The sequence below is a fragment of the Rhizobacter sp. genome, assembly GCA_019635355.1.
In the GTDB taxonomy this organism is placed as follows: Bacteria; Pseudomonadota; Gammaproteobacteria; order Burkholderiales; family Burkholderiaceae_C; genus Rhizobacter.
In genome coordinates this window covers 4,952,573-4,967,382 of sequence record JAHBZQ010000001.1, presented here as the reverse complement: position 1 = coordinate 4,967,382, position 14,810 = coordinate 4,952,573, and the positions used below count along the sequence as shown (strand labels likewise).

Annotated in this window: 12 protein-coding genes; 10 read left to right on the top strand and 2 right to left on the bottom strand. The window is 64.9% G+C overall.

Annotated features, from left to right (window positions below; genetic code table 11):
* Nucleotides 1-22: 22 nt before the first annotated feature.
* Nucleotides 23-532, bottom strand: a complete 510-nt coding sequence (locus KF892_23065) for a hypothetical protein (GenBank protein ID MBX3627909.1) — start codon at nt 530-532, stop codon at nt 23-25.
* 409 nt (nt 533-941) lie between these two features.
* On the opposite strand from KF892_23065, the gene tssJ reads away from it, so the two are divergent.
* From tssJ to KF892_23030, 7 genes are all read left to right on the top strand, one after another.
* Nucleotides 942-1,562 carry a type VI secretion system lipoprotein TssJ gene (gene tssJ / locus KF892_23060; GenBank protein MBX3627908.1) on the top strand — a complete coding sequence of 207 codons (621 nt, stop codon included), beginning with the start codon at nt 942-944 and terminating at the stop codon, nt 1,560-1,562.
* 23 nt (nt 1,563-1,585) lie between these two features.
* Complete coding sequence (gene tssK / locus KF892_23055) at nt 1,586-2,935, top strand: type VI secretion system baseplate subunit TssK (GenBank protein MBX3627907.1); 1,350 nt, start codon at nt 1,586-1,588, stop codon at nt 2,933-2,935.
* Between the two features lie 44 nt (nt 2,936-2,979).
* A complete protein-coding gene (gene icmH / locus KF892_23050) occupies nt 2,980-3,723 on the top strand; it encodes a type IVB secretion system protein IcmH/DotU (GenBank protein ID MBX3627906.1) in 744 nt (247 codons plus the stop codon).
* Nucleotides 3,724-3,865: 142 nt separating this feature from the next.
* Complete coding sequence (locus tag KF892_23045) at nt 3,866-6,970, top strand: type VI secretion system tip protein VgrG (protein MBX3627905.1); 3,105 nt, start codon at nt 3,866-3,868, stop codon at nt 6,968-6,970.
* Nucleotides 6,967-8,535, top strand: a complete 1,569-nt coding sequence (locus KF892_23040; protein MBX3627904.1) for a hypothetical protein — start codon at nt 6,967-6,969, stop codon at nt 8,533-8,535. Before KF892_23045 ends, KF892_23040 begins: the two co-directional genes overlap by 4 nt.
* 6 nt (nt 8,536-8,541) lie before the next feature.
* A complete protein-coding gene (locus KF892_23035) occupies nt 8,542-9,579 on the top strand; it encodes a DUF1911 domain-containing protein (GenBank protein ID MBX3627903.1) in 1,038 nt (345 codons plus the stop codon).
* A 215-nt stretch (nt 9,580-9,794) separates the two neighbouring features.
* On the top strand, nt 9,795-10,880 hold the full coding sequence (locus KF892_23030; protein MBX3627902.1) for a DUF1911 domain-containing protein: 1,086 nt from the start codon (nt 9,795-9,797) through the stop codon (nt 10,878-10,880).
* A gap of 100 nt (nt 10,881-10,980) precedes the next feature.
* On the opposite strand, the gene KF892_23025 is transcribed toward KF892_23030, so the two are convergent.
* The gene (locus KF892_23025) at nt 10,981-11,646 is read right to left on the bottom strand and encodes a hypothetical protein (protein ID MBX3627901.1); all 666 of its coding nucleotides are present in this window, start codon (nt 11,644-11,646) and stop codon (nt 10,981-10,983) included.
* A gap of 299 nt (nt 11,647-11,945) precedes the next feature.
* On the opposite strand from KF892_23025, the gene KF892_23020 reads away from it, so the two are divergent.
* The 3 genes from KF892_23020 to KF892_23010 all read left to right on the top strand — a co-directional run bounded on the left by KF892_23020 (nt 11,946) and on the right by KF892_23010 (nt 14,796).
* Nucleotides 11,946-12,788 (top strand): M15 family metallopeptidase, encoded by an 843-nt coding sequence (locus tag KF892_23020; protein ID MBX3627900.1) that lies wholly within the window; start codon nt 11,946-11,948, stop codon nt 12,786-12,788.
* Between the two features lie 83 nt (nt 12,789-12,871).
* Entirely contained in the window at nt 12,872-13,141 is a 270-nt protein-coding gene (locus KF892_23015; protein ID MBX3627899.1) for a PAAR domain-containing protein, read from the top strand.
* A 92-nt stretch (nt 13,142-13,233) separates the two neighbouring features.
* Complete coding sequence (locus KF892_23010; GenBank protein ID MBX3627898.1) at nt 13,234-14,796, top strand: hypothetical protein; 1,563 nt, start codon at nt 13,234-13,236, stop codon at nt 14,794-14,796.
* Nucleotides 14,797-14,810 lie beyond the last annotated feature (14 nt).

Genomic DNA, 14,810 nt, shown 5'->3' with positions numbered 1-14,810 from the left:
CTCGAAATGGGTCGCCGGGTTCTCAACCCTTGAGGGCGTCGAACGGGTTGCGTTTGGGTTCAGGTGCAGCCGCAGGCATGGGAGCCGCCACAGGCGCGCGCCGTGCCGGCGGTGTGGCGACGTTTGCAGGGCGTGCAGCAGCGGGTTTCTCTGGCGCAGTTGCCGCCACGGGTGGCGCCGGCGGAAGAATCGATTCGCCGAGCGAGTCGCGCATGATGCGTGCGAGCGCCTGGGCCTCTTCGCGGGTGTTGCCACCCACCGCATTGGCCATGCGCAGTTGATCGAGCGCATAGGCCGACACACGCAGGCCGCTCACGGCCATGATGCTCTTGGCCGTCACGTCGCTGGTGTCGCGCAGCAGGACTTCTTGCGACGCAGTAATGGCAGAGCCGTAGTTGCGAGCATCGAACTGTGCTTGGGCGATGCGCACCCATGGCTGCTTCTTGGAGGGGTCGGCCTTGGCAGCCTTCTCGTAGAAGCCCATCGCTTCCACCACACCGCCCTTGCGGTGCGCCTCTTCTGCAGAGGCCATCAGGTCTGCATAGCCGGGCGGGAGCACCGCCTTCACAGGCGCCGGTGTGCTGCCGCAAGCACCGAGGAAGATGAGGCTGCCTGCAAAGGCACAGGCCATCAACGGCCGCTGAAGGCGACTGTCAGAGAACATTTGGAAAACTACTCCCTTGATCACTCGCGATGCGAGTGTGCTTGGCGTTAGGTGGTGTGTGCCCAGCTTCTGCTGGCGCGAATTAAATCGCAAAAATTCGCAATGTCCGCAAGGCTTACGCAGTGTTACCGCATCGATGTTGACGGGCCATCCCTCTCTTGAGGGGCGGCATGCGCAACTGCATGTACGCGCCCTTAAACTGCGCCGCTCGCAGCATTGCGACGACCTACACATGATCACGCGAGACCCATCACGGCACCGACATCTCACGCATGTGATGTTGCTCTTCGCAGCGATAGCGCTGTCAGGTTGCGAGACCGTTCAAGGTGGCGCTCAGAAGTTCGGCGAAGGGCTCGGCAACATGGGAGAAAAGGCGCTCGAGACCATCGGCTTCAAGAAGCCGGAAGTGCCCAAAGCACCCGAGTTGCCCGAGGCCGCAAAGCCGGCTCGGCCGATGACACTCAAGCTCGCGGCGAGCGACTCTCTCAACGTCGACACCGCAGGCCGCTCGCTCTCGCTGGTGGTGCGCGTCTACAAACTGCGAGGCCCCACAGCGTTCCTCAACGCCCCCCAAGAAACCTTCGGTAACAACAAGCTGGAAAAAGACACACTTGGCGATGAGCTGATCGAGAGCCGCGAACTCGTGCTCCTGCCAGGCCAGCAGCAACGCATCAGCGAGCGCTGGGCACGCGAGGCCACACACGTGGGCGTGGTCGCGCTCTTCCGCGCACCGGCACCGCAGCGCTGGCGCTACGCCTTCGAACTCGAGAACGTGCAGCTCGGCGATGGACTCGTGCTCGGCGCCCACGCATGCGCACTGAGCGTGGCCAACGGCCAGCCCATCGGAGTGCCCACCAGCGCCTTGAAGCTCAGCACCTCGATGTGCGCCCTCAACTGAATGACACGCCCGGAAGGTAGAACTTGATTCCGACTCCCAAAGTCCTGTGGGGCGAAGGCCTCTTCTTGCGGCCTCAGCACTTCCAGCAGCAGGACGCCTATCACGAGTGGCGCCTCGCGCAAGCGGTGCGCGGCCTCCACCCTTACGCCTGGGGCGTGCGCAGCATCAAGGTCGACACCGATGCCTTGCAGGCCGGCCGCTTGCGCCTCACCGAGCTGCAGATGGTGCTGCCCGACGGCGAGTTCTACAACGCGCCAGCAGAAGACGAACTTCCGGAGCCACTCGCACTCGACACCGCATTCGCGCAAGGCAATGAAGTGGTGCTGCACGTGGCCGCGGCCCCGCTGCGCACCAACGGCAGCAACTTCGCCTCCACGCGCGACGAAGCCGACACTGCTGCGCGCTACTACCAGGTCCAGAAGGACGTGGAAGACCAGTACACCGACGCAGCAGCCGCGCAGCTGAGCCTGCTCGGCAAATCGGTGAAGCTGATCGCCGAACATGACCCGCGTGGCCGTCTCGTGACGATGCCGGTGCTTCGCGTGCGGCGCAACGCCACCGGCGGCTTCGAGCTCGACCCGCGCTACGTGCCACCCTCGCTCACCATCCAGGCGTCGCCTGTCGTGTTCCTCTACCTGCGCCGTCTGCTCGATGTGCTACAGGCCAAGGTCGACGCGCTGTACGGTTTTCACCGCGAGCCTTCCAAGAACATCATCGAATTCCGTTCCGGTGACGTCGCGTCGTTCTGGCTGCTGCACACCGCAAGCGGCGCCTACGCCTCGCTGGCTCACCTGATGCGCCACCCGGGCCTGCACCCGGAGCGCCTCTTCCAGCGCTTGCTCGAACTGGCCGGTGCGCTGATGACCTTCTCGAAAGGCTTCACGCTGGCCGACCTGCCCGCCTACGACCACGCCAACCCAGGCCCCGCGTTCTTCCGCCTCGACCACATCATCCGCGAGTTGCTCGAAACGGTGATCTCCACGCGCTACTTCGGCATCTCGCTCTCGGAAGTGCGGCCGTCGTTCCACCAGGGCCGCCTCGATGCACAGCAGATCACCGGCGCGACCAACCTCTACCTCGGCGTGAGCGCCTCCATGCCACCCGCCGAGCTGGTCGACGCGGTGCCGCTTCGCTTCAAGATCGGTGCGCCGGAAGACGTCGAGAAGCTCGTGCTCTCGGCCTTGCCGGGCGTGCCGCTGTCTCACTCGGTGCAGGTGCCGGCCGCGATCCCCGTGCGCCCCGGTGCCTACTACTTCGCGCTCGAGCCGCGGGGCGCTCTCTATGAACGCATGATGCAAGCGCAGGCCGTGTCGATCTACGTCCCGGCCGGCATTGCCGACATCAAAATCGAACTCATCGCCATCAACGCATGAACGCACAAGCCACCCAGCCGCCGTCGTTGTTCGGCGGGGCCACGATGCCCGGCCTCTCACCCACCAGCGGCAGCACGCCACGCGAAGCCCGCACGCTGCTGGACCTGATGTACGACGGGTTCTACCTGCTCTTCCTGTTGCGCGCCAAGCAGGGCCCGAGCGACGCGGATGCCTTCCGCTCGCACATCAAGGAATTCCTCACAGGCCTGGAGCGCGGCGCCACCAAGCTCGGCAGCTCGGCGGAAGACGTGCACCTGTGCAAGTACGCCTTCTGCGCGACGGTCGATGAAGCCATCCTCATGTCGCAGTTCAAGGTGCGCGACGCGTGGCAGCGCCAGCCGCTGCAGCTTCAGTTTTTTGGCGAGCAACTCGCGGGCGAGCAGTTCTTCGCCAAGCTGGAAGCCCTGCGGCGCGAAGGTGCGTCACGCGTGCAGATCCTCGAGGTCTTTCACATGTGCCTGCTGATGGGCTTCCAGGGCAAGTACCTGATCGAAGGCAGCGAGAAGCTCAACTACCTGACCGCGCGGCTGGGTGATGAGATCGCCCACCTCAAAGGCTCACGTGCGGCGTTTGCGCCGCATTGGGCGCCACCCGATCAGGTGCGCAACCGGCTGAAGAACGAAGTGCCGCTGTGGGTGATCGGCTCGGTGTTCGCGCTGCTGGGCGTGCTTGCCTTCACCGCGATGCGCTGGCAGCTCGGCCGCAGCACCGAACGCGACCTCGCGGCCTACCAGGAAGTCGTGAAACTCGCGCCACAAGCCGCACACGTGACGATCACGCTGCCATGACGACATAAGACGCACCGCGCGGCACGCCGTGCGCAGACCGCAGAACGTCTGCCGCACAGAAGACAGGGAGAGCACAAGAATGAACCCGAGCACCATGACTTCGGCGCTGACTTCGGCGATGTCCGAAGGCTTGAGTCGCCTGATGACCTTGCTGACGATCGGCCAGCAGAAGCGGCTGCTGCAGATCGAGACCGCTTTGCCGAGCGCCACGCTTGTGGTCGAGCGCGCGCGCTGGCACGAAGACGTGAGCGGCCTCGGCCAAGCTCACGCCACGCTGAGCCCGCTGGTCGCCGAAATCGATTGCCTGAGCACCAGCGCCCAGCTGTCTCTCAAAGCCCTGATCGGTGAGCAGATGAGCCTGCGCCTGATGTGCGCCGACGGCCGCTACCGCACCTGGCACGGCTACGTGGCCGAAGCCGCGCAGCTCGGCGCCGACGGGGGCCTTGCTCGCTATCGGCTGCAGCTCGTCGCCTTCACCCACTTCCTCGGCCTGCGCCACGACACACGCGTGTTCCTCGGCCAGCGCGCCGACGAGATCCTCACCACCGTCTTGCGGGCCTATCCCCAGGCCAACTTCCGCCTCGAGCTGAGCCCCGAAGCGCTGGAGGCCGCCCCTCGCCGAGGCACGACCACCCAGTACCGCGAGAGCGACGCCGAGTTCGTGCAGCGCCTGCTGGCCGAAGAGGGCTGGAACTGGCGCCTCGACCACAGCGACGACGATCGCCCACTCAGCGAAGCCAAGACGGCCAAGCACTGCCTCATCATCAGCGACCCGAGCGCCGCACGCCCCGATCTCGGCGCCCTGCGCTTCGGCAAGCCCGACGTGCGCACGCGCGGCTTCGTCGAAGACACCATCACCGCCATCGCGCTCTCGCGTCAGCTCGCACCCAACGCTGTGACGCTGGGCGCGTGGGACCCTCGCCAGCTCGCCGGCGTGACCGCTCAACAGCAAAGCGCACTCGCGCAAGGCGAGGTACCTGCACTCGAGCAGTACCACGGCCACGGCGAGCGGCGTCACAGCCGGTTCGAGTCTGACGAAGAATCGGCCCACAGCCCGCTGGCCGACCAGCGCAGTGCGCTGGCCCTGGCCCGACACGAGCTCGCCTACAAGACGCTGAGCGGCACCGGCGGCGTGCGCCGCCTCACCCCCGGCGCCAACTTCCAACTCACCGAGCACAGCCGCTATCCCCTGGGCGCAAGCGACAGCCAGTTCGTCGTGCTCGCGGTTCACCACGAAGCGGCCAACAACCTCGGCAGCGAGGCGGCCCAGCTCCTCAAGCGCCCCGACCTCGACGCCGGCAGCTACCAGCAGCACTTCCAGGCAGCGCCGGCCGCAGCGACCCTCGTGCCCGCCGCACGAGCCAAGCCGCAAGCGCCCGGCGTGCAGACCGCCCTCGTCGTCGGCCATGCCGACCAGCCCGTCACCACCGAGCGAGACCTGCGTGTGCGCGTGCAGTTCCCCTGGCAACGTGGCTCAGCACCTCTGGCAGGTGGCTTGCCTGGCCCCATCACCCCGGGCCAAGACGACACCGGCCACGCACCGGGCGATGCGGCCGCCAGCCAGTGGGTCCGCGTCTCACAGCCCAGCGCCGGCGCCAACTGGGGCGCGCTCTTCATTCCCCGCGTGGGCACCGAAGTGCTGGTCGACTTTCTAGAAGGCGACCTCGACCGCCCGATCATCGTCGGGCAGCTGCACAACGGACAGGACGCCCTGCCCTGGCCGGCAGGCGTGGACTCGGGCACCAACCACCCGGGCACCCTCTCGGGCTGGCACAGCCGCACGCTCGACGACGACGGCAGCAACCAGTGGGTGATCGACGACGCCACCGGCCAGCTGCGCATGCGCCTGGCCAGCCAGAGCGCGGGCTCACCGTGGAGCGAGCTGAGCCTCGGCCACATCATCAGCCAGAGTTCTAGCAGCAGCCAACGCGGCGCCTGGCTCGGCTCCGGCTTCTACGCCCACACCGACGGCTGGGCGAGTCTGCGCGCAGGCCAGGGCCTGCTGCTGAGCACCACCGCGCGAGCTGGCAGCTACGGCAGTGCGCAAGGCAATCAGCTCGACGTGCAAGAGGCCGTCGCCCAACTCAAGAGCGCACAGCAACTTGGGCAAGCGCTCAGCCAGGCGGCACAAGGCCAGGGTGCACTCGCCCTCACGAGCCACGACACCCAGGAACAAGCCGCGCTGCAAGGTCTGCTGGAGGCCATCGACATCCAGAAGAGCGGGCAACACCCGAGCGAACGCCAAGGCGCCAACCGCGACGCAAACGACCCGGTGGCGCAGTTCGCCAAGCCCTTCATCGTGCTCGACACCCCCAGCGCCGCCATCACGAGCAGCCCGGCCAGCATCGCGAGCTACTCGGGGCAAGACACGACACTCATCGCCCAAGGCGACATCCACGCCGCTGCCGCGCACACCGCCAGCCTCGTCTCAGGCGAGACCACGAGCCTCTACACGCACGACGGTGACCTGCAGGCAATAGCCGCCAACGGCAAGCTCTCGCTGCGCGCACACACCGATGCGCTGGAGCTGCTGGCTGACAAGGACATCACGGTGATCTCGGTCAATGACGAGATCACGATCACCGCGAAGGAGCGGATCGAGATCGTGGGGGGCGACTCCAAAGTGGTGCTGAACGGGGCCAACATCGAGTTCGCAACTCCGGGCAGCTTCATCGTCAAGGCGGCCAGCCACAGCTGGGCGGGTGGTGGGAGCGGCAGCGCCAATCTCAACGCGCTTCCAACCGGTCAAGCAGGCAAGCCGACCCACTTCGTGGAACTCGACTACCGATACAGCGACATGACTCCGGTTGTCGGAGCCGACTACAAGGTCACCTTTGCGGATGGGTCCAGCCGCACCGGCAAGCTGGACGGAAGCGGGTTCGCTCGCATCGAGGGCGTGCCGAAGGGGACCTACGACGTCACCTACGGCGAAGACACTCGCCAGGCATTCGCGCGAGTTGACCGCGGCAGCAATGCCTTGGTCGGTCAAACCGCCTCGGACGACCAACTGGCCAACTCAGTGATCGCGAAGTATCTCGCTCAGGAAGACGAGTTCCTCAAGGAGAACTTCTTCAACGACGAGATCGCCGCCATGGCGGCCGAAGTGCCGCAATTCGGTGGCAGCAGCGCACCCGACTTCGAGCACCACTACAACGCCTACCTGACAGAGCAAGAACTCAAGGACGTGGCAGCCCAGCCGACCACCTACGCGGAGCGCCATGAGCACACTGAGGGAGAACAAGCGTGAGCGGAGCAACGAGCGCCATCAATGCCCCGAATGCAGGGCGCGCCGCCAAGGCGCTTTCGCAGGCCGATGACGGCATCGGCAAGTGGCTCAAGGACCTGGTGACCGGCCAGGGCAGCTCTCCAGCGCACATCATCATCACCGGCGTCATCGGTGTCGTGCCGGGGCTGGGGCAGGCCTTCGACGTGCGGGACCTGATCCTCGGGATCATTGCGCTATCGGCCAACCCGGCAAATCCTCTGGTTTGGGTCGATCTTCTGATCACCCTCGTGGGTTTCATCCCCGGCCTGGGCGACGCATTCAAGGTGTGTTTCAAGCTGGTTCGCCAAGGCCACGGGGTCGGCCGCGTGCTGGACGCCTTGCGCGCTGTGCTCAAGGGCGATGTCGACAAGTGGCTGCGCAACATCAACTGGAACGCGGTGGGTCAGCAGTCGCGCAACACGCTCGACGGTGCGTTGAAAGCCTTCATCAACGGCTTGGATTCCTGGGCGGTCAAGCTTGTCGCCGGCAAGGGCAATGTTGACCTGCTCATCTCCGAGCTGAAGGGCATTCAGCGCATCGCGCCCCAGCGCCTCGCTGAAGCGCTGGAAGAACTCAAGAAGCTGCACAAGAAGATCCTCGACGACATCGCCCCGGCGAGTACGGCGAAGACCGCGCCGGGCGGGTCTGCCAAAGCGGCGTCCAATGCCGCTGATGCCAAAGCCTTGCCGTCGCCAACCCCGGCGCAGCGCGGTTCAGGCAGCACCCCGAAGAAGCAAGACCAAACCGGCAGGAATCAGGGGGCCCCAGACACTCGCAAGACCGACCAACCACGCGAAGCCAAGAAGAAGCGCGACAACTGGTACAGCGGCGTCCTGCCTGAGCACATTGCCGACTACCACGTCGCCAAGAACCACACCAACTTCAAGAAGATCAATGACCACGGGCGCAAGGTCGAGGAGCGTGATGGCGCTCGCGGGCCGGGCATCGACCACATCTGGCGCGTGACCACGGTCAACCCCACCGTCTTCGCCAGCAGCGGCAAGGGAGGCAAGCCGTATGTGATTGCTGAAACGAAGGGAAGCCTGATTGGTTCGTTTGCCTTTCTGTCTGCGCTCACACCGGATCTACGGCAGCACTTCGATGCGCTGCGTGCCGATGAAGCCAATGGCAATGGCCCGAATGCGTTTGGCAACGAGCAGCGCGACAGCAGCCCGGCCAAGAAGGCCGAGCTTCAGACGGACCAGGGACTTACGAAAGGTGGGCGCGATGAACACGGGAAGCGTCAACAAGGCCTGAACAACGCAAATGAGAAGACCAGCCTTGCCACGCAGATGAGCCATCGATGGATCATCAGGAACGCTTCATCTGACGCCACCCTTCTCCCAAGCGATGCTCCCCGGCTGAGATCGCAGATTCGCGACTTTGTTGACGGCGACATATCGTGTCCTTACCACAGATGGATACTGATGGTGACGGGACGTCAGAAGCATCTCCATGAAACCTCTAAGAAGCAACCTCCGCATACCCACAGCGTTCAGAGACCAATTGTCGTTCTGCCAGACGACCGCGGGTTCTTGTGGGAGTAGTCCTCAATGAAGATGCTTGTACGAACTGCTGCTGAGTTTTCCGCGAAGGTGCGATGCAAGCTGCTCAACTTCATGCGATATGAAGAGGAGGCGGCAGATCTAGAGATACGCATTCCACGAACCACGAAAAGGCTCGCGGACCCAGCTTGGCGCGCCGAAAAGAATGTCGGCGAACTGCAGGCCGCTGCGGGCGCAAGGGCTGAATACGCCTTGAACCTCGCGACGATCAATTACTCAGCGGGAGCATCACCAGAACTCATCGCAAACGACTACCCGGCTCTCGTGACGTATTGGGAAGAGTTTGGGCATCTGCACGAGGCTTTTCACAAGAGCGATATCCATCATGGGGCCGTAGTCCCCCATGCTGCGCTCCCGGGAGGCGACGGCTACTACGACGCTCTTCGCCTGATTTCCTTCGCCTATCTTTTCGGTCACACGAGAGAGGTTCCTCGCGTCAAGACGCTGCTTGACTACGGAAACGTTGAGAAAGACTGCCTCATCGAGCGACTGCTTCAGCCGTTCGGCCTAGCCGTGGATCCACTGCCGGACGATTCCACTCGCGAACTTCCCTATCGCAACACCATCAAGATTTTCGATGCCGCACCCTCCGAGCGCCCGGCTCTGATGAAGCGGTATCTTGAAAAGTGGTACGAGGCCTCTCGACGTGAGTACTACCACGGCACACATGAGGGCAGCGCCGTATTCCTCGGCTATTGGAGCTTCGAGGCAGGCGCCATCACCTACCTACTGGACATCGACGACAGCAGCTACCGCGATCACGAGTTCTACCCGCGCGACCTTGTGGACTACGCGCGTAGTCTCCCCAGACCCGCCGCACTTGGCAGCGACGGCAAGACCTTGGACGTCACTCGCCTGCGCTGCGCCGCCAGCCAACCTTGCCCTCGCAATGGCTTTTGGTTCACCCCCGCTCAAGCCAACAGCCGCCGCTACTTCAAACAGGGTGACTTGATGCCCGACGTCGGCGGTGACTTCGGTGTCACCATCTGGCAACTCGATCAGAACCAGGATCCGCCCAGGCTCTAGCAAAAAGGGGCGGCGCAAGCTGTTCAGACCACCAGCAACCGGCATAACTTGACCAGCAGGAACAGGGCGCACACATCAAGATCAATGGCCACAGGCTCAAAGTCGAAGAGCAAGGCGGTGCTCATGAGCTCGAAATCGATCACGTGTGGTAGTGACCACAGTCAACCCTAACATCGTTCCAACAGAGGCAAGAGCGGCCAGCCGCACGCATCCAGATGCCGACTGTTTTGAGTCCAGGAGTTGTTGTTGTCACGCTAATGAACAACCTAAGCAAGATCGATGCAAAGGCGTTTGCGACAGCCAAGCGTGACCACCTGCTTGACTACGAGCGATATGACTCGGATTCCGCGACGCCGTTCTCTGACGACATTCCCTTCGTCCTCAAGAATCTCTCAGAGCCCGACTACCTGGCCAGTCGGCCGAAAGGCAGGATTTCAATGGCAGCCGATGCGTTGGCCCAAGACGCATTGGACTTTCTGCATGTCAACTTCACCGCGGGCGACTCGATTCCAAACCTTTCAGCGTTCATGCTGTTTGTGGTTGAACGATGGGAAGAAGCTGCTCGCTTTGACCGCGCTTTTCAAGCGAGCGATGAGCACCACGGAGCAGTTGTGGCACATGCTTCCCTTTGGGAAGACGTCGGCTACTTTCGAGCTTTGCGTCTTATTTGCTTTGCATACCTCCTCGGACATTCCGAGCTGATTCCTCGCATCAAAGCCGTTCTCGATTGGGGAAATCCGACCAGAGACTGCCTAATCGAACGCCTGCTTCAACCATTCGGCTTGGCTGTTGCCCCGCTGCCTGACGACTCCACTCGCGAACTCCCCTATCGCAACACTGTCAAGATCTTCAACGCAGCGCCGGCCGATCGCCCAGCGCTAATGAAGCGCTACCTCGAGAAGTGGTACGAAGCATCCCGACGGGAGTACTACCACGGTACTCACGAAGGCAGTGCAGTCTTCCTCGGCTACTGGAGCTTCGAGTCCGGCGCGATCACTTACCTGCTCGATATCGACGACAGCAGCTACCGGGACCACGAGTTCTACCCGCGCGACCTTGTGGACTATGCGCGAAGCCTCCCCAGGCCTGCCGCGCTTGGCAGCGATGGCAAAACCCTGGACATCACACGGCTGCGCTGCGCCGCCAACCAACCTTGCCCTCGCAATGGCTTCTGGTTCACCCCCGCTCAAGCCAACAGCCGCCGCTACTTCAAACAGGGCGACTTGATGCCCGACGTCGGCGGTGATTTCGGTGTCACCATCTGGCAGCTGGATCAAAACCAAGACCCGCCAAAGCTGTAAGCAGCGCGTAGCCGTGTCGACGGCTCCCGGGAGCCGAGGCTCCTAGGCAGAACAACGCCCTCGCTAAGCGAGCTCAAACCACGCTGAAGTCAAAGGCGGCTCAACGACTCACCGCCGACGGACACGCCGCGTCCACCCCTTCGCGCCCGTTGCAGAACTTCACCCGGCAATCCACCGCCGCATCACCATCAAGGTGACCGCAGCGCTTCTCGTAGCCCGGGCTCGTGGGCGCAGTGCCCCTGCGCTTCAGGTGCGGAAGCATCGCGGCGATCAACTCAGCATCGTCGTTGGCAGATTTGGTGGTCGGCTTCGGCGCAGGTGCGGCACCGCGCATCGCCACGGTCGTGTCCTTGGTGGACGGCGGAGCCGTGACGGCCGGCTCCTTGGGCATCACCGGCTTGGCAGCCTTGCGTGGCTCTGGAGCATCTGCGCTGGCCAGCACCTGCTGGATGTTGTTCAGGCTGGCTGCAACATTCGACGCCGCGGGCGTTGCCGCATCAGCAGACGCAGCCACCACCACCGGCATCGCCACCGTTTCGATCGACGCAGCGCCATCGGACGCCGATGCTGCAGACGCCGCCTGCGTCACAGGCACAGCGGCGGCCAGCGGCTCGACGGCCTTGACCACTGGAGCCGGCGCTTGCGCCACCGGAGCAGCCTGCGCGGGCGAGTAAGACGACGCACTCGGCAGCATGCCGAGCTTCACCGCAAAGTAAACCGCCACCACACCCAGCGCCAGCAGCGACATCCACAGCACCCGCTTCAAGGGGGTCGTGTCGCGAGCACGCGCATCACGACGCGGCGTGCCGTCGATGGTGGCTAAGATGCTCGGCCCGAAGTCGGGCTGTCGTGATTTGCCGGGCTGGCTTGCGCTGGGTCCGCCAAACAACTGAGGGCGTGCGCCTCGGGCTGGAACGGGCTTGTCTGGCTGGGTCATGGCAAAAGCCGAAGGCCTGGAAGTCGACGGGCGCGCCTGCGCGCGTATGGGTGCGCGAATTCTAGAGAGGCCATCCCAGGCAGCAACGCCCCGTTGGGGGGACAGCGAAGTGTGCTTGCAACAAGATGATGTGGATTGCGATCGTCGTCGTGTACTTCGTCGGTGCGTGCGCACTGGCGGCGCTGCTCCTGCTGCCATCGTTTCGTGAAGGTGTGGTGCAGCGCATCACGCAATGGGGTCGACGTCTTGCCGGTGCACAGCACAACGCGCAACGTGCTGCCACGCGCAATGCGCGTCAGGGCTACGCCCAGGCCGCCAGCAGCACCCGCTGGGCGCAGCGCAATGCGATTCCCTTGTCGATCGGAGCGGCGCTGCTGATCTTGCCGCCGGTCATCGTCTTCTCGTTGCGGGCCTTGCACACGCTCGATGCCTACGACGACACCACCACCTCGCAACCCGACAGCGTCATCGCCACGCTGCTACAAGGCGAGCAGTTGGTGCCACCCCCACCGCTGCCGCCCGAGGTGTTCACCACCGCCGAAGTGGAGCTGCTGCGCCCGAAGCTCAGCACAGCCGACCGCCGATGGGACGCGCTCGATGCCGACTTCCGCCAGCGCCTGCTGCTCGCCTACCGCCTGATGCGCGAGGAGCACGGCTATGAGATGGCGCTCATCGAGGGCTACCGCAGCCCCGAGCGGCAGACCCTGCTCGCCAGCATGGGCGCGCACGTCACCAACGCAGCGGCGTGGCAGAGCTACCACCAGCACGGGCTCGCCGCCGACAGCGCGTTCATGCGCAACGGCAAGCTCGTCATCAGCGAACGCGACCCGTGGGCCGCGAAGGGTTACGAGTTGTATGGAGAAGTTGCGCAACGTGTCGGCCTGACCTGGGGCGGACGCTGGCAGAACGCCGACCTGGGCCATGTGGAGCTGCGCAAACCCAATGTGCACCGCCCGAAAGTGGGGGCCTGAAAACACGCGCCCGCCGTTAGACTTCAGCGCTCGCATCGAGCCTGCATGCGAGCTGCAAATCACACAGACAAGGGAGAGGTGGAATGGGGCGTCCCTTCATCGTGTTGGGCGACAAGACCGACCACGGCGGCGAGGTCATCGAGGCCTCCGGGGTCACCGACACACACGGCAAGCGCATCGCACGCGTCGGCGACAAGGTCACCTGCCCCAAGAAGGGCCACGGCACCTGTGCGATCGTCACCGGCGACCCGACGATGGTCATCGACGGCAAGGCCGCCGCGCGGCACGACGACCAGACCGCCTGCGGAGCCAAGCTGATCTCCTCGCAGTCGGTCACCAGCGACGAATGCTGACGACCCTGCGCCCGCTCCAACTCCGCTTCGCCCCCCGCTGACACCACCTCGCACGCGCCTTCGCGGCGCCATGCGTTCGCTGTACTCCCCTCATGGCCAAAGTCTGGAAGGTTCTCGCACTGCTGCTGGTGATCACCGCACTGGTGTGGTTGAGCACGCTGTGGCGATGGCAGTCAGCGAACGTGAACCCCGATGCCACGCAGTTGCTGCTGCACCTGGTGGTGTTGCCCTTGGTCCTGACGGCGGCACTCCTCGCCGTGGTGTGGGCGGTGAGGCGGCTGCGCCGCTATGCCGCTGCACCGACCGTGGCCGTAGCAGCTTCGCCTTCCGCCACACCGGCCGCCGCCGCAGCGCCTGCCACTGACGCACGCGCCGTGCCCCACCGCGTGCTGGCCGCCGCGGTGCAAGTGCGCGCGGGTGCGGCCTGGCGAGACGCGCAATCGAGCATCGCCGAAGGCAGCTGCAAAGCCGAACTCGACGCTGCGATGAAAGACGACGATGGCATCGCGATCTTCACCGCGCCGCTCGCCGACATCAGCACCGACGGCGTGGCCACCGCACTCGAAGACATCGGCAACGCACGCAAAGGCCTGCCTGCCGAGTGGCCCGGCCACCTGCCGCAAGCCGAGATGCTGCGGGCCTTGGCCTCGCTCGAAGCCATCGTCGAGCAGATGGCCGGACAGCTCGAGTCGCAGTGGCCTGCACTGTCGGTGCCGTTGCCTTCAGCGCGAGCAACGCCGAACGCCGCTCCGATGCTGCCGCCGATGGTGAGCGTGCGAGTGGGCATTCCGGCGCGTTGGCCGGTGCCTGCGCAACAGCTCGCGAGCGCATGGCTGCACCAGCTCTTCGAGCCTCACGTCGAGGCGGGCCTCAAGGCCGCCGGCCAGTCGCGCGCGATGGCCAGCACGGCGCGCCCTGCGGTGCAACTGCACGTCCACCCGGTCGAGAACGCCGAGGCCCATTGGCTGCTGATGGAGCAGCAGCTCCAGCAGTGGCAGCGTGAGCGCCAGCCCGGCCTGCTGTGGGCGCTGGCGGCCGACAGCCTGGTGGGCGAAGACACGGTCGAGCAGCTCGCACGCCACAACGAGCTCTTCTCAGGCCAGCGCCAGCAGGGCCGCGTACCCGGCGAAGGCGGCGCCGGCGTGTTGCTCGCGTCGCCCACATGGCCCGCGCCCACCGCTGCGCCAGCCCCACTCGCGCTCATGCACAAGGCCAGCTTGATCAAGCGCGACAAGTCGGCCGATGCGAGTGGCCGTGTCACCTCGCAAGCGCTGGTGCAAGCCGTCGACGACCTGCTGCTCGGCACCAGCCAAGACGCCAAGCTGATCCAGCACCTCACGACCGACGCCGACCATCGTGTCTCGCGCACCGTCGAGGTCTATGAAACGCTGCAGGAGCGGCTGCCGCACCTCGACGCGTCGGAACACGCATTGCGCCTCGGCCTCGGCTGCGGCGACCTCGGCATCGCCCGCCTGATCGCCTGTGCCGCGCTGACCGCCGCGCAGGTGCGCGAGTCCGAAGCACCCGCGCTCGTGCTGGGCGCGCAGTCCTCTTTCGACCGCCTGGCCGTGCTCATGGCGCCCGTCACGCCACCGGCCACCGCACCGGCCCCACTGCCCGCAGCAGCACCCGCCGCCGCGGCACAGGCCGCCTGAACACCCGAACGGAT